At 56.9% G+C, this 18,981-nt stretch carries 18 protein-coding genes; 6 read left to right on the top strand and 12 right to left on the bottom strand.

All coding sequences use genetic code 11. From position 1 onward, the window contains the following. Positions 1-21: 21 nt before the first annotated feature. From ACI7MX_RS01670 to ACI7MX_RS01660, 3 genes are all read right to left on the bottom strand, one after another. The gene (locus tag ACI7MX_RS01670) at positions 22-210 is read right to left on the bottom strand and encodes a ribbon-helix-helix protein, CopG family (RefSeq protein WP_314485521.1); all 189 of its coding nucleotides are present in this window, start codon (positions 208-210) and stop codon (positions 22-24) included. Positions 211-612: 402 nt separating this feature from the next. Beyond that, complete coding sequence (locus ACI7MX_RS01665; RefSeq protein ID WP_314485523.1) at positions 613-1,602, bottom strand: D-glycerate dehydrogenase; 990 nt, start codon at positions 1,600-1,602, stop codon at positions 613-615. A gap of 78 nt (positions 1,603-1,680) precedes the next feature. Next, positions 1,681-2,604 carry a LysR family transcriptional regulator gene (locus ACI7MX_RS01660; protein ID WP_405588855.1) on the bottom strand — a complete coding sequence of 308 codons (924 nt, stop codon included), beginning with the start codon at positions 2,602-2,604 and terminating at the stop codon, positions 1,681-1,683. Between the two features lie 125 nt (positions 2,605-2,729). Between ACI7MX_RS01660 and ACI7MX_RS01655 the strand changes: the two genes are divergently transcribed. After that, positions 2,730-3,476: a 3-oxoacyl-ACP reductase family protein gene (locus tag ACI7MX_RS01655; RefSeq protein WP_405588759.1), complete on the top strand. Its 747-nt coding sequence runs from the start codon at positions 2,730-2,732 to the stop codon at positions 3,474-3,476. A gap of 420 nt (positions 3,477-3,896) precedes the next feature. Here ACI7MX_RS01655 and ACI7MX_RS01650 read toward each other — a convergent pair whose 3' ends face one another. After that, positions 3,897-4,829, bottom strand: a complete 933-nt coding sequence (locus ACI7MX_RS01650) for a LysR family transcriptional regulator (protein WP_122786454.1) — start codon at positions 4,827-4,829, stop codon at positions 3,897-3,899. Between the two features lie 224 nt (positions 4,830-5,053). Here ACI7MX_RS01650 and ACI7MX_RS01645 point away from each other — a divergent pair, with 224 nt between their 5' ends. From ACI7MX_RS01645 to ACI7MX_RS01630, 4 genes are read left to right on the top strand one after another with little or no spacing between them, the layout of a single operon-like run. Then, entirely contained in the window at positions 5,054-6,565 is a 1,512-nt protein-coding gene (locus tag ACI7MX_RS01645) for an efflux transporter outer membrane subunit (RefSeq protein ID WP_314485525.1), read from the top strand. A gap of 36 nt (positions 6,566-6,601) precedes the next feature. Next, positions 6,602-8,788: an FUSC family protein gene (locus ACI7MX_RS01640; protein ID WP_405588764.1), complete on the top strand. Its 2,187-nt coding sequence runs from the start codon at positions 6,602-6,604 to the stop codon at positions 8,786-8,788. Continuing rightward, entirely contained in the window at positions 8,778-8,978 is a 201-nt protein-coding gene (locus ACI7MX_RS01635; protein ID WP_314485528.1) for a DUF1656 domain-containing protein, read from the top strand. Before ACI7MX_RS01640 ends, ACI7MX_RS01635 begins: the two co-directional genes overlap by 11 nt. A gap of 10 nt (positions 8,979-8,988) precedes the next feature. Next, the gene (locus ACI7MX_RS01630; RefSeq protein ID WP_314485530.1) at positions 8,989-9,858 is read left to right on the top strand and encodes an HlyD family secretion protein; all 870 of its coding nucleotides are present in this window, start codon (positions 8,989-8,991) and stop codon (positions 9,856-9,858) included. Between the two features lie 7 nt (positions 9,859-9,865). On the opposite strand, the gene ACI7MX_RS01625 is transcribed toward ACI7MX_RS01630, so the two are convergent. Then, complete coding sequence (locus ACI7MX_RS01625; protein ID WP_314485532.1) at positions 9,866-10,258, bottom strand: DUF4440 domain-containing protein; 393 nt, start codon at positions 10,256-10,258, stop codon at positions 9,866-9,868. Between the two features lie 198 nt (positions 10,259-10,456). Further along, entirely contained in the window at positions 10,457-11,281 is an 825-nt protein-coding gene (locus ACI7MX_RS01620) for an SDR family oxidoreductase (RefSeq protein WP_405588768.1), read from the bottom strand. Between the two features lie 149 nt (positions 11,282-11,430). On the opposite strand from ACI7MX_RS01620, the gene ACI7MX_RS01615 reads away from it, so the two are divergent. Beyond that, positions 11,431-12,159, top strand: a complete 729-nt coding sequence (locus ACI7MX_RS01615; protein ID WP_405588771.1) for a hypothetical protein — start codon at positions 11,431-11,433, stop codon at positions 12,157-12,159. A 31-nt stretch (positions 12,160-12,190) separates the two neighbouring features. Here the strand turns inward: ACI7MX_RS01615 and ACI7MX_RS01610 are convergent, their stop codons facing one another. The 6 genes from ACI7MX_RS01610 to ACI7MX_RS01585 form a co-directional block, all read right to left on the bottom strand. Beyond that, complete coding sequence (locus tag ACI7MX_RS01610) at positions 12,191-12,655, bottom strand: multidrug transporter (protein WP_405588774.1); 465 nt, start codon at positions 12,653-12,655, stop codon at positions 12,191-12,193. A gap of 129 nt (positions 12,656-12,784) precedes the next feature. Further along, positions 12,785-14,236, bottom strand: a complete 1,452-nt coding sequence (locus ACI7MX_RS01605) for a mannose-1-phosphate guanylyltransferase/mannose-6-phosphate isomerase (protein ID WP_314485540.1) — start codon at positions 14,234-14,236, stop codon at positions 12,785-12,787. 31 nt (positions 14,237-14,267) lie between these two features. Continuing rightward, positions 14,268-14,924: an alginate O-acetyltransferase AlgF gene (locus tag ACI7MX_RS01600; protein ID WP_405588858.1), complete on the bottom strand. Its 657-nt coding sequence runs from the start codon at positions 14,922-14,924 to the stop codon at positions 14,268-14,270. A 31-nt stretch (positions 14,925-14,955) separates the two neighbouring features. After that, a complete protein-coding gene (locus ACI7MX_RS01595) occupies positions 14,956-16,134 on the bottom strand; it encodes an alginate O-acetyltransferase (protein WP_314485544.1) in 1,179 nt (392 codons plus the stop codon). Between the two features lie 12 nt (positions 16,135-16,146). Beyond that, complete coding sequence (locus ACI7MX_RS01590; protein ID WP_314485545.1) at positions 16,147-17,586, bottom strand: MBOAT family protein; 1,440 nt, start codon at positions 17,584-17,586, stop codon at positions 16,147-16,149. 271 nt (positions 17,587-17,857) lie between these two features. After that, entirely contained in the window at positions 17,858-18,979 is a 1,122-nt protein-coding gene (locus ACI7MX_RS01585) for a mannuronate-specific alginate lyase (RefSeq protein WP_405588779.1), read from the bottom strand. Positions 18,980-18,981 lie beyond the last annotated feature (2 nt).

The following is an 18,981-nucleotide window of genomic DNA, read 5'->3' as shown; positions in this document are numbered from 1 at the left end:
TCGTGTGTAAGTAGTGACGCGTTACGACTTTTCGTTATCTCGAACCTTTGAAGCAACTTCCAACCGCACTTCGCACTGCTGCAAATGGTCTCTGATCAATTTGCGGATGACTTGTGAAATGGTCTGGTCGGTTTCTTCGGACAGAATTTCGAGCTTCTCTTTAGTGGGCGCATCAATGAGCACGGTGAGGCGGGTAGTGTTGTTTGGCATGGGCTAGAATTCCTTTTGTAGAGCGCGGGTTCAGCTGCCGCGTGCAGTGTGTGCACCATCCGAGATAAGGGGCATGCAGGAGTCGATTGGATCTATTCAAACGAAGCCTGAGCATCATGCACGATAGTCAGTCTTATTTATATAAGTAGGTCTGATACTTTTTTGCGGTGTTTGAAGTCAGTGCCGTTGACACTCTTCGTCCTGAATTAGTTGCCGTGCCCCTTGAGTTAAATCGACTGGCCGGGCACCGGCAGGTCTGCCCATTGGCAACTAAACAAGAGACGCCTTAACCCTTGCGAAGTTAATGTTCGATTACAGAACCCTCTTCATAACAGACAAGGTAAGAGTCGTACTGAGTGGTCATTGAACAAGCGCCCGCACACCGCAGGCGCCCATCGATCATCAGCGCGTCCAGACCTGCGGGTTGACCAGATCCTGCGGACGCTCACCCAACAGCGCACTGCGCAGGTTGGCCAGGGCGCGGTTGGCCATCGCCTCGCGGGTTTCATGGGTGGCCGAGCCAATATGCGGCAACGTCACGGTATTTTTCAGCTGGAACAACGGCGATTCGGACAACGGTTCTTTTTCGTATACATCCAGACCGGCACCCCGGATCGTGTTGTTTTGCAGCGCTTCAATCAGTGCCGGCTCATCCACCACCGGGCCACGGGAAATATTCACCAGAATGGCACTTTTCTTCATCAGTCCCAGTTCGCGGTGGCTGATCAGGTGCTTGGTTTTCTCGCTTAACGGCACCACCAGGCAGACAAAGTCTGACTCGGCCAACAACTGATCCAGCGTGCGGAACTGCGCGCCCAGCGCTTGCTCAAGCTCGGTCTTGCGGCTGTTGCCGCTGTACAGAATCGGCATGTTAAAACCCAGGTGGCCCCGGCGTGCCACGGCGGCACCGATATTGCCCATGCCGACAATGCCCAATGTCTTGCCATGCACATCGCTGCCAAACAATGCGGGCGGCACACTGGCTTGCCAGTGACCGGCCTTGGTCCAGGCGTCGAGTTCGGCAGCCCGACGGGCCGTGCTCATGATCAGCGTGAAACCCAGGTCGGCGGTGCTCTCAGTCAGCACGTCCGGGGTGTTGGTCAGCATGATCCCGCGTTCATTGAAGTAGTCGACATCGTAGTTGTCGTAACCCACCGAGACACTGGACACCACTTCAAGGTGTTTAGCGTTTTCCAGTTGCTGGCGGCCCAACTTGCGACCGACACCGATCAAGCCGTGGGCATGGGGCAATGCTTCTTCAAACTGCGCGTTGAGGTCGCCCGCTTTGGGGTTGGGCACGATGACGTTGAAATCCTGTTGCAGGCGTTCGACCATCTCGGGGGTGACGCGGCTGAAAGCAAGTACGGTTTTCTTGGGGCTGGAAAGACTCATGTGAACAAGACTCATCGGCTGTCGGGAATGTAAGCACGCTAACATTCATTGCAACATTTTGCAGCGCCCCCTGTTTGATTACACGGCGCTGAAACGCTGAGCCAGTTTCTGTTCAGCGAATTGCTCGATAAGGAAGTCAACGAATGCCCGAGTCTTGCCCGGTAACAGTTTGTGTTCTGCGTAATAGATCGAAATGGTGCCGTCGTCGACATACCAATCGGGCAATACACGTACCAATTCATTTGTGTGCAGAAACGGCGCAGCAAAAGGCAGGCTCACTAAGGCAATGCCCAGCCCCTGAATGGCGGCTACACAGGCGGCCTGTGAATCACTCATGGTCATGCGAGGTTTAAGCAATAGCGGCGCCTGTTCTCGCCAACGGCTGGTCAATTGCCACGTTCGTACTCGGCCCGTTTGCGGCGAGCGGATCAAAATACCGTCACACCCCCGCAACTGATCAGGGGTATTTATGTGCGAGTGTTGTGCCACGTAGGCGGTGGAGGCCACGAGCACTCGATGGGCAGGCGTTAACTTGCGGGCCACCATCCCTTGGGGCAGTTCAAAGCCCCCGCCAATGGCAGCATCGAAGCCCTGGCCAATCAAATCTACTTGGCGATTATCGAAATCCCAGTCGGGCGTAATGTCCGGGTAACGACGTAAAAACTCACCCAGCAGCGGCACGATATACATCACGCCAGTGCCCACACCCATGCTGACTTTGAGTGTTCCGGAGGGGCGTCCTTCAACACTCGCCAAATTCGCCACAGCATTCTGAATAGTCATCAGGCTTGGCCCGACTTCAGTCAAAAACAGCTTGCCTGCTTCTGTCAGAGTCAGGCGGCGGGTGCTGCGCTGAAACAAACGAACACCGATGCGCGCCTCCAGTTTGGCGACACTTTTGCCCACAGCGGCCGGGGTCAAGCTTAAGCGCCGAGCGGCCTCAGCAAAACTGCCGACTTCTGCACTGCGCACAAAACATTCGATACTGCTAAAGCTTTCCATGAGTGCCATTCACAACTTTTGGTTTATAGAGACTATAGCAAGCACGGGCTACTCTAACGTGGAGACGAGGTCGATACTCGGTCCCAACTTCAAGGCATAAGGCCTTGCTACGACAGGAGACAGTTATGAGCACCAACAACCTTCAGGGCAAAGTCGCATTGGTTCAAGGCGGTTCGCGGGGGATCGGCGCGGCCATCGTCAAACGTCTGGCAGCGAGTGGGGCAGCCGTTGCATTCACTTACGTCAGCTCAACGGCAAAGGCCCAGGCACTGCAAGACAGCCTCACTGCCAGTGGTGGCAAGGTCTTGGCCATTCATGCCGACAGTGCCGATGCCCAAGCCATTTGTGACGCGGTCGACAGCACCGTCAAAGCGTTTGGCCGCCTCGATATTTTGGTCAACAACGCGGGCGTGCTGGCGGTGGGGCCACTCGAAGATTTCAGTCTCGAAGATTTTGACCGCACGTTGGCCATCAACGTACGCAGTGTATTTGTGGCAACCCAAGCGGCGGCCAAATACATGACCGAGGGCGGGCGCATCATCAATATTGGCAGCACCAATGCCGAGCGTATGCCATTCGCGGGCGGTGGCCCGTATGCCATGAGCAAGTCGGCGCTGGTGGGGCTGACCAAAGGTCTGGCGCGTGATCTGGGGCCGCGGGGGATTACCATCAATACCGTACAACCGGGGCCGGTGGACACCGATATGAACCCGGCAACCGGGGATTTCGCCCAAAGCCTGATTCCCTTGATGGCCATTGGTCGATATGGAAAGGCGGATGAGATCGCCAGCTTCGTGACCTATCTGGCTGGCCCGGAAAGTGGCTATATCACCGGCGCCAGTCTGACGGCGGATGGTGGGTTCAGCGCGTAAAGCATGGCAATGATGCAGTTGCAGTTGCAGTAGATCTTGATCTTGATCTGGCTTTTGATCTTGATGTACCGCCCCATCGGGAGGCCGAATGGAGGTTTCGCGTAGTGGGTCGACCGGCATGGATGCCGGGAGAGCCGTGTTGGGCCAAGGATGGCCCATCACGGCGTGCCCACGGAGCGGGACCGGAGTGAGGGAACTTGAGCGAAGCGAAAGCCGTACGCAGGGGCAAGGCCTTTTTGCTTACTTTTGTGGTGGTCCGACACTCGGCTGTTTGGCAAAAGTGAGCCGCCGTAAGGGCGGAACCCGTAGAAAGATTTAATGCATCAAATGGACATGTACGCGGGCCAATAAAAAGCTTCGAGTACATTCCGTTCGGCCTCCCGAAAGGGCGGTAGATCAAGATCAAGATCAAAACCCCAATCAGCTATACGCCGCCAGCTCAGTCTGATGCGCCGCCAAAATCTCCGGCAATGACCCTTTCAGGTATTCGACCCAAGTTTTGATCTTCGCATCCAGGTACTGACGCGACGGGTAGATGGCATACAGGTTCAGTTCTTGCGAGCGGTACTTGGGCAGCATGCGCACCAACGTGCCGTTGCGCAGGCCATCAATCGCCGCGTACACCGGCAACACGCCCACGCCCATGCCGCTGGTGATAGCCGTTTTCATCGCATCGGCCGAGTTGACCAGAAACGGCGAAGAATTGATCAGCACCATTTCCTGGCCTTCCGGGCCTTCAAACACCCACTTGTCCAGCGCAATCACCGGGCTGACCAGGCGCAGGCAGGCATGATTGAGCAGGTCGCTGGGTTTGTCCGCGGTGCCATTGGCTTTTACGTAGCCGGGGGAGGCACAGACGATGCTGTACGTAATGCCCAGCCGCTGGGAGACAAACCCCGAATCCGGTAATTCGCTGGCCAGCACGATGGACACGTCGTAACCCTCGTTGAGTAAATCCGGCACGCGGTTGGCCAGCGTCAGGTCGAAGGTCACATCGGGGTGGGTTTTGCGGTAGCGGGCAATCGCGTCGATCACAAAGTGCTGACCGATGCCGGTCATGGTGTGCACTTTGAGTTGGCCGGCAGGGCGTGAGTGAGCGTCACTGGCCTCCGCTTCGGCTTCTTCGACATAGGCCAGAATTTGTTCGCAACGCAGCAAATAACGTTTACCGGCTTCGGTCAGGGCGATGCGCCGGGTGGTGCGGTTGAGCAGGCGTGTTTGCAGGTGGGCCTCAAGGTTGGAGACCGCGCGCGAGACGTTAGCGGTGGTGGTGTCCAGCATCGCCGCCGCTGCCGTGAAACTTCCGGCTTCAGCTACGCAACTGAAGGCGCGCATGTTTTGCAAAGTGTCCATGAAGTGCTCTCAAGGGGCTAAAAGGGGACAGCAACCAGTTACACAGGGTCCAAATTGTGACACGAAGTTTCTGGTATTACCGACAGCTTTACATACGACTAACGGATTATCCCAGTAACGGTAATAAAGATTCACCGTTTTGCCAGCTTATCGTTGCGTTAGCCACGTCCTAAACTAGGCTCCCTCAAGAATTATCCCCCCCTCCTTTTCAGGAAATAGCAGCAGTGCCACGTCGCATGAGCAGAGAGCTTAAAACACTGAGTGTTTTGGCTTTATCGTTAGCATTAAATGGTTGCATCGGTTTCGGTGGCATCGCCCCCAAAGGCACAATGCTCGCACCCAATGCTTTAGCTACCGACGAGGCGATTCAAAGCGCCGCGCTAGACGCACATTGGCCCAAAGCCCAGTGGTGGAATGCCTATGGCGATCCACAACTCAACGACTGGATCAACATGGCCGTGCAGGGCAGCCCCACCATGGCCATGGCCGCTGCGCGCGTGCGTCAGGCCAAGGCAATGGCGGGTGTAGCCGAATCGGCCGAGTCTGTGCAGGTCAACGGCGAAACCGCGCTTAAACGACACAGATGGCCATCGGACAACTTCTATGGTCCCGGCGATTTGAACAAGACCACTACGTGGGATAACGCTGCCTCATTGGGTTTCAGCTATTCCCTCGACCTGTGGGGCCTTGACAGCAACACCACCGAGAAAGCCGTGGACATGGCGCACATGACGGCTGCTGAAGCCCGTCAGGCTCAACTCGAATTGCAGAACAACGTGATTCGCGCCTATATCCAGTTGTCGTTGCATTATGCGCAGCTCGACATCATTGAATCGACCTTGCATCAGCAAGAGCAGATTCTCGATCTGGCGCAAAAACGTCTGGATGGCGGAATAGGGACGTACTTCGAAGTCAGTCAGGCGCAAGCGCCACTGCCCGAAATTCATCGCAAGATCGACGCTCAGGAAGAAGAAATTGCCCTGACGCGTAATCAGTTGTCGGCGTTGGCGGGTAAAGGGCCGGGCGAAGGCGCACGCCTCAAACGCCCGACACTGATGCTGGGCACCGCCCTTAAATTGCCTTCCAACTTGCCGGTTGAGCTGCTGGGTCAACGTCCCGATGTGGTCGCCAGTCGTTGGGAAGTGGCCGCACAGGCGCGGGGTATTGACGTCGCTCACGCCGGTTTTTACCCTAATGTCAACTTGATGGCCAGCTTGGGTTTTGTGGCCACAGGTGGCGGTGCGCTTGAGTTTTTAGCCGCTAAAAAGCTGACCTACAACGTCGGCCCGGCGATCTCGCTGCCCATTTTTGACGGGGGTCGTCTACGCTCCGAACTGGGCGTTGCCTCCAGTGGTTATGACATGGCCGTGGCCAAGTACAACCAGACGCTGGTCAATGCACTTAAAGGAATTTCTGATCAGTTGATCAAGCGCGAGTCCATGGACAAGCAGCAAGTGTTTGCCCGTGAGTCGGTTGAAGCTGCGCAGAAAACCTATGACATTGCCATGGTTGCTTACCAACGGGGCCTGACCGACTACCTCGACGTGCTCAATGCGCAAACCCTGTTGTTCCAGCAGCAGCAGGTTCAGCAAGTGGTCGAAGCCTCACGCCTGAGTGCACATGCCGAGCTGGTGACGGCGTTGGGCGGTGGTCTTGGCGCCGGTAACGATGTGCCAAAAGCCGATCGTTACGCGCCCGACAAACCACCGGCAATCATGACGATGTTCAGTCGCTGATATTCAACCCTGATGGCTAATTTTGAGAGCCTGTAGATGAACCATTTACCCGCCCCGGTACGCTGGCTGCATTCCCTGGAATGGCGCCGAGGCTTTTATGAATGGGCACGCACTGACGGCGTGACCTGGGTCCATATTTTCAAGGTGCTGACGGCTGCGTTTCTGACGTTGTGGCTGGCCATGCGCCTTGAGTTGCCACAGCCGCGCACCGCGATGATCACCGTGTTTATCGTGATGCAGCCCCAAAGCGGTCAGGTCTTTGCCAAAAGCTTTTACCGGTTTTTAGGCACCCTGACCGGCTCGGCAGTCACCGTTGCGCTGATTGCCCTGTTTGCCCAAAACACCGTGCTGTTCCTCGGAGCGATGGCGATTTGGGTCGGTATATGCTCGGCGGGTGCGGCCCGTTGCCGTAACTTTCGCGCCTATGGCTTTGTGTTGGCCGGTTATACCGCCGCGATGGTCGGCTTGCCTGCGCTGGCGCATCCGGACGGTGCGTTTATGGCGGCCGTGTGGAGGGTGCTTGAAATCTCGCTGGGCATCCTCTGCTCAACCTTGGTGAGTGCTGCCATCCTGCCTAAAACCGCGGGTGCGGCGATGCATGACGCGCTGTACAAACGCTTTGGCGTATTCGCCGGCTTTGTCGCTGAAGGCCTGCGCGGCAAGTCTTCGCTGGAAGACTATGAAGCCCAGAATGTGCGCTTCATCGGCGAGAGCGTCGGTCTTGAAGGCATGCGCAGCGTGACCGTTTTCGAAGACCCGCACATGCGTCGTCGTAGCGGGCGATTGAGCCGTTTGAACAGCGAGTTCATGGCCATCACCACCCGCTTTAACGCCTTGCACCAGTTGCTTGCCCGTCTGCGCAGTCGCGGGGTGGTGCAAGTGGTGGAGGCCATTGAGCCGGAGCTGGAATTACTCGCCCAGTTGCTCGACACCTACGCCGGTCGCTCATTGACAGACAAAGATGCCGTCGTACTGGCTGAACAGCTCAGCGCGTTCAAGGCGGGTCTGCCGGGACATGTGCGTGCCTTGCGGGTGAAGTTTCTGGAGAGTGAACCGAGCCCTTCGGACTTTCTCGACTTCAACACCGCGTATGAGCTGCTGTTCCGTTTTGTCGACGACTTGCATAACTACGCGCTGACCCATGCTTCGCTGGCCGATCACGTTCACGAACGCGAGCGGTGGGACCAGCCTTTTGTTTCGCAGACCAACTGGTGGTCGGCGGCAGCGTCAGGCATCCGGGCGGCGTTTATTCTGGCCGTGCTCGGCACCTATTGGGTGATGACCGCGTGGCCCAGTGGCGCCACCATGACCCTCATCGCTGCGGCCACGGTGGGTTTGTCGGCGGCCACGCCCAACCCCAAACGCATGTCGTTCCAAATGGCCTGCGGGACGTTCCTTGGGGCGATCATCGGCTTTGTTGAAATGTTCTTCGTGCTGCCTCATATCGATGGCTTTGCACTGCTTTGCCTGGTGCTGACGCCGGTGATTGTGTTGGGTTCGTTCCTCACCTCGTGGGCTAACTACGCCGGGATCGGATTGGGCTTGTTGATCTTTTTTACCTCAGGCTCAGTGCCCGATAACCTGACCATCTACAACCCTTACCAGTTCATCAACGACTACATCGCAATGGTACTGGGCATGCTGGTCTGCGCAGCGGCGGGTGCAATTATTCTGCCGCCCAACAGCCGCTGGTTGTGGAGCCGTCTGGAGCAAGACTTGCGTGAACAAGTGGTGTACGCCATCAGTGGCAAGCTGCGCGGCTTGAGTTCCAGCCTCGAAAGCCGCACCCGTGACCTGATGCACCAGGCCTACGGCCTGGCCGCCGGTAATCCGCAGGTGCAACGCACCTTGCTGCGCTGGATGTTTGTGGTACTTGAAGTGGGCCACGCCATTATCGAGTTGCGTAAAGAGCAGGCTGTGTTGCCGGTTCACCCGGCGTATGCCGAATCTCAACCCTGGCGTCAGGCTATTCGGGTCATGGGCCGGGCGCTGGTTCGGCTCTTTATTGCCCCGAGTGAAAGCAACTTGGAACGTGCGTTGATAGCGGTCGATCATGCGATCAACCGAGTGCAAGCGACCGATGAACCTTTTGCCCGTAACTTTGATACTTCCGCACTGGTGCGCGTGCAGAGCTACCTTCACTTCATTCGTTCGTCACTGCTTGACCCGCAATCACCGCTGGCGGCTTATGCCCAGCCGCAAGGAGTTGAACATGCCTCGTGAAATCGCCTTTCATGGCGTCTATATGCCGACCATGACCCTGATGTTTTTTATCGCGGCAGCGCTGGCCTGGGCCTTTGACCGACTGCTGTCCGGCTACGACCTGTACCGTTTTTTCTGGCACCCGGCGCTGTTGCGCCTGAGCCTGTTTGCTTGTCTTTTTGGCGCCATGGCGCTCCTTGTTTACCGTTGAGACTGATCCGATGAAAAAGTTCTTTAGCCTGCTTGCCACCTTGCTGGTTCTGGCCCTTGCGATATGGATCGGCCGGACCTTGTGGGTGCATTACATGGAAACCCCGTGGACCCGTGATGGCCGGGTGCGCGCTGACATTATTAATGTTGCAGCGGACGTAAACGGCTACGTCGTCAACGTGCCGGTCAAAGATAACCAGCTGGTGAAAAAAGGCGACGTGCTGCTGGAAATCGACCCCGAGCATTACGAGATTGCCGTCAAGCAAGCCGAAGCGCTGGTCGCCTCGCGCAAAGCCACATGGGAGATGCGCAAGGTTAACGCTTCGCGTCGGGCGCAGATGGACAACCTGGTGATTTCCCGTGAAAACCGCGATGACGCCAGCAACCTGGCCAGTGCCGCGTTTGCCGACTACCAGCATGCCCTGCAACAACTGGAAGCGGCGAAACTCGACCTCAAACGCACCAAAGTGGTAGCGACGGTCGATGGTTATGTGACCAACCTTAATGTGCACAAGGGCGACTATGCCCGTGTCGGCGACCCGAAAATGGCCGTGATCGATAAGGACTCGTTCTGGGTGTATGGCTTCTTTGAAGAAACCAAATTGCCGCATATCCGGGTGGGCGACAAAGCTGAGCTGCAAATGATGAGCGGTGAAGTCTTGAAGGGCCACGTCGAAAGCATCTCGCGCGGTATCTATGACCGTGACAACCCGGTGAGCCGTGAGTTGGTGGCGGACGTCAACCCGACCTTCAACTGGGTGCGATTGGCCCAGCGGGTGCCGGTGCGTATTCACATCGACGAGATTCCCGACGGTTTCTTGCTGGCGGCGGGCACCACCTGCACCGTGATCGTCCAACCGACGGATGAAACAGCGGAGTGATCCGTTGTTAACCCGGGAAAAACGTCTCATGCAAATGACGCCAGAGCACCTTGCCGCTGGCGTCTTTTTCAAACACCACGGTGGCTCGGCGGTCGGTGAGTGTTTTATTGTCGACCTCTTGCAGCTCTCGATAACTGATCACTGCGCCTTCGTTGTAGAGGGCGATGCCTTTGAAGTCGCTGAGGGTAATCACCAGCCCTGGACGAGTGCCTCGCAGTTGCTCGAACAACTCCTCCATCCCGTCAATATCAAGCACCTTGGCGCTGGGTGTGATCATCGAAAATTCATTTGAAAAGCGCGCCAGCAGCGTGGGTAGCACGCTGGAAAGGCCGCTGAACCAGTTCTCGATCTCAGTAAGTGTTTCTTCGACAAGGTCAAAGTAGGGCGAATAGTCAGTCATAAATCTCTCTTCGAGCAGGGCAGCACTGTGAAGGTGCAAGCATAGGGCATGGTGAGAGAGCTGCCAGCCCGAAGTTACGACGGCTACGCCGCCGGACGCAGCCTTCGGCAGCTGCTACGGGGGAGTGTACTGGCGTAGCAGTTGCCGAAGGCGACGTCCGGTTGCGAAGCGACCGTAAAAAGGATGACACGGTCGCGGTTACAACGAGGTGGTTAAGCCAAAGCGCTTCATCAGGATTTTTTGCAGCAGCGCTCGGGGTAGCAATGCGGCCAGCAAGGGCATGGCTCGGCTGCCATTACCCACGCGCAGCAAGGCCGGTGGACGTTTTTTTTGCGCAGCGTTAAATACCGCCTCAGCACATTTCGCGACAGGCGTTGGGTTGTCTTGGGAGGCATTGGCTCTGGCGCGAATACCCTCTCGCACAGGCCACCACGGCGAATCTTCAGCAATCAGTTGTTCGGCTTGCGCGCTGGCATTTTTGCCAAAGTGAGTGTCGATGGCGCCCGGCTGTACCTCCATCAGTCGAATCCCGAAAGGGGCCAGCTCCATGCGCAAAGCATCACTCAAGGCATGAACGGCGGCTTTGGAGGCGCAGTAAGCGCCGGCAAAAGGCGTGACCAGCACCCCGGAAACACTCCCGATATTGATCACCAGCCCCCGATTACGGCGCAAGGGGTCAAATAACGCCCGGGTGATGCCCACTACTGAGAACACATTGGTTTCGAACTGTTGCTGCAAGCCCTTCACGCCGCCATCCAGCAACGGCCCCATAGCGCCGTAACCTGCATTGTTGATCAACACATCCAGACCTTTGCCGTGTTGTTTGAGGCGGGCACTGAGTTGATCCACTTCAAGGCTGTCATTGACATCCAATTGCACCGCGACAAAACCTGCTGCTTTCAATGGGTCGACATCTGCGGTTTTGCGCGCCGTCGCCCACACTTCGTAACCCGCCGCTTTGAAAGCATCCGCCAAGGCACGGCCAATCCCGCTGGAGCAACCCGTAATAAGAGCGATGGGCATACAGGGTCCTGTTTTTGAATTTTAAAAAATGAACTTACGCTGTCGTTACGTACGGTACAAGACAATGGTTACATTTATAAATAACTGGTTTCTCAGCGGATTAAACAATCCACTAGCGTTAGGTTTCATTGTTAACGCAGGTGTTGTTTATGTTTCAGATGATCAGTCGATTTAGTCAAATGGATGTCCCTGATGTAAGGCCAGGGCACGAATTCGAATTGCGTATGGGCGTAGAAACCACAGGGGAACCTGAATACGAAGAGGCCCGCATTGAGGCAATTTTGAATACAGGTTGCCGGATGAAAGTCATCGTCATGCCGTATCTCAGGCAGGGTTTTGTGCTTCACAGCAACCAGCGCGATGGTCACTATAATTTTTGGGCGTTGCTGATCGGGGATACCTGGAAACCCATCGCTTATTTGAGGTTGACCGCAGATGAGGACTTGAAAGGCACGGGTATCAGGCAAATTGGCAGTTTCACGTACTACACCCACCAAGGGGTCAAGGGTGTCGCCATACCGATCATGGCCAACATCATTGCGCACTTGGAAGTCCCCCTGCCTGTCAAAAGCAGGGTGCTTGGGAAGTGGCAAGATTTAATAACTAAAGGGTGGATATACAGTTTTGAAGTGTATTTTGAACTTGATATAACCTCCGTTGAAACATGGAGCGTTTCATTTGCTGTTCCTGTAGGAACAGTCTTATATAAACGGCCGTGGTCAGACGTGATCTTCGATGAAGAGATCGGTGTGATCAAGTTGTTTAAACCTGTCAGTGAGCTTGCCCGCAAGCCGACATCTCCCCTTCAATTGGCTTCCAATTGTTGTACCCCGCTTCAATGGGGCAACACCCGTCACTGGAAATTTTGGGTGATTTGAAGGGCTGGTTTATTCCAAGGCCATAAACGCTTTAGTTTGAGAAACTGCCTTGCAGGCGTTCAGCACTAAACTCCAGCGTTTGCGGGCGATACCCGGTGCGTAACGGTGGCAGGGGTAAACAATCCTGCCAGCTCTGCGCCGGTTGCAGTTCGCCGGGCCCGCTATAACGAGGCGCGGTATACAGGTCGTCGGCAAGGTTAACGGTATCGCCGGGGGCATAAGCGCCGACACGCCAGCCGAGTTCAATCAGGGGCACGTCATTGTTATTGCGCAGCGTCAGTAGCAAAGGCCGGTCGGCCGGACACTCGCCGGGGGCGTAGATGATTCTAAGGTCAAGGCGTGTCAATTGCCGGGCCTCGCGGTAATCGAGCCATGCCACCGATGCGGCCACTAACCCAAGCCCCAAAAGAGCAGCCATTGACACTGGCAAGGCCTTGGCCGGGTAGCGCAGCAGCAGAATGAGCCAGGTGATGATAAGCAGGCCGCCGATTAGCATGGTGCTCGTCTCAAAACGTGTGAACGAACATCCTACGCAAGGGAAGGCGCGTATGGCGAGGGTTTCGCAGGGCAAAAAAAAGCCAACCACAGACACTGGTGTCGTGGTTGGCCTTGTTACAGCATCGTATTACTGAGCGATGGTTTTGATCGATACGCCGCGTTCAACCGGCGTCAAACGTCCGTACACATCTTCAAAGCGCTCAATGTCGTCTTCGCCCAGGTAGCTGCCGGACTGGACTTCAATGATTTCCAGCGGGATCTTGCCCGGGTTGCGCAGGCGGTGAACCGAGGCAATCGGGATGTAGGTCGACTGGTTCTCGGTGAGCAGAAACACATTTTCATCGCAGGTCACTTCCGCCGTGCCCGACACCACAATCCAGTGTTCAGCGCGGTGGTGGTGCATTTGCAAGGACAGCGAGGCACCCGGCTTGACCGAAATATGTTTGACCTGGAAACGGCCGCCCATGTCCACGGAGTCATAAGAACCCCAAGGACGATAGACCTCGCAGTGGTTCTGGGTTTCGCTGCGGCCTTGCGCGTTAAGGGTGTTGACCATCTGTTTAACGCCCTGAACGCTGTCTTTGTGGGCAATCATCATGGCGTCTTTGGTTTCGACCACCACGATGTTGTCCAGGCCGATGACCGACACCAGCTTGCCATTGCCGTGAATCATGCAGTTGGTACTGTCCTGAATCACTACATCGCCTTTGCTGACGTTGCCGTTGGCGTCCTTTTCATTGACGTCCCACAGCGACGACCAGCATCCCACATCGCTCCAGCCCGCCGACAACGGCACCACACACGCATGCTCGGTTTTTTCCATCACGGCGTAGTCGATGGAGTTGTCCGGGCAGCAGGCGAAAGTGGCTTCATCAATGTCCACAGTGTCAGCGTCCTGATGGCTTCGTTCCAGCGTCAGCAGGCAGGTGTCATAGATGTCCGGGTCATGCTTTTTCAGCTCTTCCAGGAAGCGGCTGGCGCGGAACATAAACATGCCGCTGTTCCAGAAGTAACCGCCGCTTTTGACGAATTCAGAGGCACGCTTGGCATCCGGCTTTTCGACAAACGACTCGACCCGGCTAACACCTTCGGGCAATTGGGCGTCTGTGGTTGACTTGATATAGCCATAGCCGGTTTCAGGCTTGAGGGCCGGAACGCCGAACAGCACCAGCTCGCCACGCTCCGCCGCGACAGTGGCCAGCGCCAAGGCACGTTGCAGGGCTTTCTGGTCTTCGAGCACATGGTCGGCGGGCAGCACCAGCATCAATTCGTCGCGACCTTCGTTGACCAGCATCATCGCAGTCAGGGCCACGGCCGGCGCAGTGTTGCGGCCAAACGGTTCCATCAGGATGCGCTGAGTGTCGAGCCTGCGGCTGGCCAGTTGTTCGTTGACGATGAAGCGGTGTTCTTTGTTGCAGACCACAATCGGCGTGTCCATGCCGTCAAATACCAAACGCTCCAGGGTTTGCTGGAACAGGGTCTGTTCGCCGGTCAAGGCCAGAAACTGCTTGGGAAATTGCTTGCGCGACAAAGGCCACAGACGCGAACCGCTACCACCTGAAAGAATTACCGGAATCATGTTGTCTCTCCAAAAATTTAAAAAAGGTGAATTAACGAGTCGATACCGGGCGTTTTACCCAGGTCGGTGCCAGGCTGCTGCCGCTGCCCGTGATGTACAGAACGGCGGCTTCACCGCGTTCCAGAGCCACTGGCTTGAGGTCGCTGACTTTCTTGTCGCCGTCAAACAGGGCGAAAGTGACCTTCACTGGGTTGATTTCACGTTCGCCACGGCTCTTCGCCGCGACGGTTTTCACCACCTCGGTCTTGCCGTCTGCGGTCTTCAGGGTCAGCGCTTTGTCGGTCAGGTTCTGCACCCGTACCAGCGACTTTTGCTTGTTCTTGAATGGAGGCTCTTCAATCAGCTGCGGTTGACCGCTGCCGGTGTTGACCAGGGTGTAGTAGTGATCTGCCGCCAGTTTGACCGGTACGTTTTGGCTACCGATCTTGGCGCTGTAATCGCCCTGGGGCATAAAACTGAAATCGCTGCTGCCCAGTGGCGCCACATCGTCCAGTGCGGTGTTGCCCACGGTGGCGCTGACTTCCTGGTTGCTGGCATTGAAGATGCGCACAAAGCTCGAGCCTTTAGGCGCGCTCGGGCCATAGAGCGCGGCATCGCCACCGGCCCAGGCTTGCAGTGACAACAGGCTCAGGCCAGCCATCAGTGCGAAAGATTTGGCGAGACGACGTGGAGCAGGTTTGAACGGCATCGCTTTAATGGACATAAGTTGAACCTCTCTTTCAGTTTTGCGCCCGGTTGGGCGTCTCGGATTTGGCTGTGTTCTGTGCAAGTTGCGGCGCGCGTGCGCCGGCTTCTTTCAAGCTCGCGACCCATTCGGGATCGACGTCGCCAATTTCGTTGTCGACCGGCAAGTAACGCTCCGGGAATTCCCAGATCAGTACTTGCGGCGGGGTGTTCTTGAAGGCATCGCTTTTCAGGTAGGCGAGCATCGGCAGGATGGGGCCGTGGCCGTCCTTGGAGTCGTTGATCACGTCGCTGCGCAGCGCTTGTTTCAAGGCACCGACAAAGTTCCAGTTGGCGTTGGCGCTGTAGCTGGTGCCCACCAGCGTGACCGGCACTTCGCTGTCGGCGAACAAGCTGTCGGCGCTTTCAGGGGCGCCGTCAGCGACGCGGGTGGTGCGTTTTTCCAGCGGTTCGGACGGCGGCAGCAGGTGGCTGAACAGCGGGTCCAGTGGCAAGAAACGCTCCAGATCGCCGTTGTGCTGCTCGGTGGTTTCAACTTCGGTGACAAACTGCTGCGGCTCGCCGCTCAGGGGGAACTGAGCACCGACTGCCTTGGCCAGTTGCTGTGCGGCGATTTGCGCACCGTCTGGCGTCCAGTGCGTGTCAGTGCGCAAAAACACCTGCGCGCCTGCCTGTTTGGCCTGTTGCAGCGGGCCGAGCAGATCAGGGGCGATCACTTGGCTGGCCGCCAGTTGCGCATGAAAGTCGCGGTACAGGTCGGCATGGATCGACGCAGGGCGTTTGTCGCCCATGTGCTCGGGGTACAAGCGCACTTTGGACGGCACCACAGCCATCACTAGCTTAACGCCGTGGGCTTTCAAGGTTTGGCGTACGCCTTCAACCAGCGCGTAATTGCTCGACACGTTGTGTTCGGCATTCGGCCAGGGTTTGAACTCTTCATCGCTGAACAGCCACTGATCGCGCCCCAGAATCACACCCGGACGGCCTTCATTGAACAAGGTGAAATCCAGCGCGGCCCAAAGGTTGGTGCCCAGCCGCTTGATCGGGAACTCGTCGTCGTAGTGGGTCTCGACCGCTTTGCTCCAATGACCGTTGAGCACGGTGGTTTCGGGCGGTGTGCTGAAGCCCATAAAGCTGCGCAGCGAGACCGCTCCCAACCCCAGTAACAGGCCGCAGAAGCTGGTGACGTAGACGATGCGTAATGTTCGGTTCATGGTCGGCTCCCCTTAGAACTGGAAGTACAGGAACGGCGAGAAGCTTTGCGCCGAAAGTTTGAAAATCGAAGCCATAAACAGCAGGCCGATAACACTGCGCAGTGCGTAGCGTGACCAGTCGGCTGGCAGCGTCTGCGCCTTGCTGACGTCCAGTTCGGTCGGTCGGCGGTACAGGTCGCGCAGGCCGAAGAAGGCCAGCGTCAGGTAAGCCACCACCAGCGTTGCCACTTGCAGGCCGGTGAGGTTGGCGCGGGTCAGTTCCGACAGCGACCAGTCGCTAAAGCTGAACATGGCGCCATACATGCGGCCAGCCACGTGCAAGTTTTCGGCGCGGAAAATCACCCAGCCGATCACCACGATCAGGAAGGTCAGCGCCCAGCGAATCGGATTGAGCGCACGTGGGTTGGTGTTCAGGCCCAAGGCTTTTTCGATCGCCAACCACATGCCGTGCCAGGCACCCCAGAGGATGTAGGTGATGTTCGCGCCGTGCCACAGACCGCCCAGCAACATGGTCAGGAACAGGTTGCGGTAGGTGGTCAGCGTGCCTTTACGGTTACCGCCCAGCGTGATGTACAGGTAGTCGCGCAGCCACGTGGAGAGGCTGATGTGCCAGCGCCGCCAGAACTCGGTGATCGACTGACTGATGTACGGCTGTTTGAAGTTTTCCATAAAGCGGAAACCCATCATCAAGCCCAGGCCGATGGCCATGTCGCTGTAACCGGAGAAGTCAAAATACAACTGCGCGGTGTAGGCCAGAGCGCCGAGCCAGGCATCGCCCGTGGTTGGGTTCTGCAAGGCGAAACAGTGATCGGCGACCACGGCCAGGGTGTCGGCAATAAACACCTTTTTGATAAAGCCCTGCATAAACCGCGTGGCACCTTCGCTGAACTTGTCGAGGGTGTGGGTGCGGTTGTTGAACTGATCGGCCAGGTCACGAAAGCGCAGCACGGGGCCGGCGATCAGGTGCGGGAAGATCGCCACAAACGCGGCAAAATCGATCAGGTTGCGGGTGGCCGGGGTGTCACCGCGGTACACGTCGATGATGTAGCTGATGGACTCGAAAATGTAGAACGAGATACCGATCGGCAGCAGCACGTGAGTGAGGATAAACGGGTCGAGACCGGCCGAATTCATCATCGCGTTGATGCTGTCGACGCCGAAGTTGGCGTACTTGAAATAACCGAGAATCGCCAGATCGACCACCACGCCCAGCAATAGCCAGCGTTGTGCGGGTTTGGTGCGCACACCGGCGGCACCGACTTTGAGGCCGATCCAGTAGTTCCAGACGGTGACACCGATAAACAGCGCCAAAAAGTCCACGCGCCACCAGGCATAGAACACATAGCTGGCGATCAGCAACAGCAGGTTGCGATAGCGTTGGCCGCTCAAGTAATAGAGGGCGAGAAACACCGGTAAAAATAAAAACAGGAACACATTGGATGAAAAAACCATCCTGACCTCTCCGTGTGGACCAACAGTAAAGGGCTCAGCCCCCCCAAACCCCCCCGTGAATAGTGGGAGGGTGTTTGTGTTTCTTTTGGGGGGAGGGTGTCGTTTGATCGACCCTCACCCCAGCCCTCTCCCAGAGGGAGAGGGGGCAGATGTGTGGTGTTGCGCAGATCTGCTTTTGCCTTTAGTCCCCTCTCTCAGAGGGAGAGGGGCTTTGTTTGCTTTTGCTTTTAGTCCCCTCTCCCTCTGGGAGAGGGCTAGGGTGAGGGCCGCGTTATTTGCCTTTGTCGTGAGCCGGGTCGTACACCTTGGTCAAATCCCCGCCCAGTCGAAATGTCTTGAACGGTTGCATCTCGCGCTTGCGTTCAATCACATCAGGCGCGCAGGTGTAGAGCGTGCAGAACGGTTCCAGCCAAGCGAATTTGGCGTCCACCTTCAGGTCGGTCATGTCCTGTTCTTTGCCGTTCTTGTCTTCAAACTCGTCCGGGTCTTTCACCCCGCTCAACACCCGTTCGCCCAGGCGTTTGAGCGCTGCATTGTTTTCGTTGCGCAGGTCCACGCCATTGACCAGCGCAAAGCTGGCGATCATCGCCAACGGCGGCAGGGCGTAGTTGTGGTAAGCCAGTGCCCGTTGCTGACGTTTCATCTCGTTGGGCAAATAACCTTGGGCGTCGACCTGATTGGCGCCCACCTTGAACTCTTTCACCGACCAGTCGAACAGGTCACGGCGGTTGGTGGCGACGGACGTGGCCATCACTGACCAGGCGGCCCAGTACGAGTGGTTGTTGGTTTTGACCAATGGCAGGTCATCCCAGTCGCTGACCACTTGATCGGCCATTTTGCTGAACCAGGCTTCGATCATCTGCGCCTGCTCAGGGTGTTTGGCCAACGGTTGCGACTCGGAAAACTTCAGGCGCAAGTAAGACGAGGCCATGCTGCCCAGCGCCCATTTGCGCATGGACTTGCCGGTGTGGTTGAAGTCTTTGCTCATCAACGCATCGGCCTGGGCCCAGGCGCTCAGCCAGTTCAATGTGCAATCGAGCTGCTCGGGGCGGCCGTCGCGCATAAATTGCATGACCTGTTTACTGGTGCCGCGCTCCAGTGTGGTAATGCCCTTGGTGGCTTCACGAAAGGCTTTTTCCGAATCCACATTCAGGGTGGAACGGGCCTTGTCCGAACCTTCGTATTTGCTGCGAAATTCCAGCTTGTCGGTATACGGCTGCGGCATGGCCGTGCAGTCGTTTTTGAAGTCGCCCGTTTTAAAGGCTTCGATCGGGGCGTAATACCCCTGCGGAGGCCGCAGGGGCGCGGCCGCGTGGGCGTTGCTGGCAAACATCGCCAAGCCCAACAGGGTCGGCGCCAGCAGTGTGCGTAAGTTGATCGGTGCAGTAGGCATCA

Origin of the sequence: Pseudomonas sp. 2024-210 (genome assembly GCF_045062345.1) — a bacterium.
Taxonomy (GTDB): Bacteria; Pseudomonadota; Gammaproteobacteria; order Pseudomonadales; family Pseudomonadaceae; genus Aquipseudomonas.
Note: the sequence above shows the minus strand (reverse complement) of the source record. Positions and strands in the feature narration are given on the sequence as shown.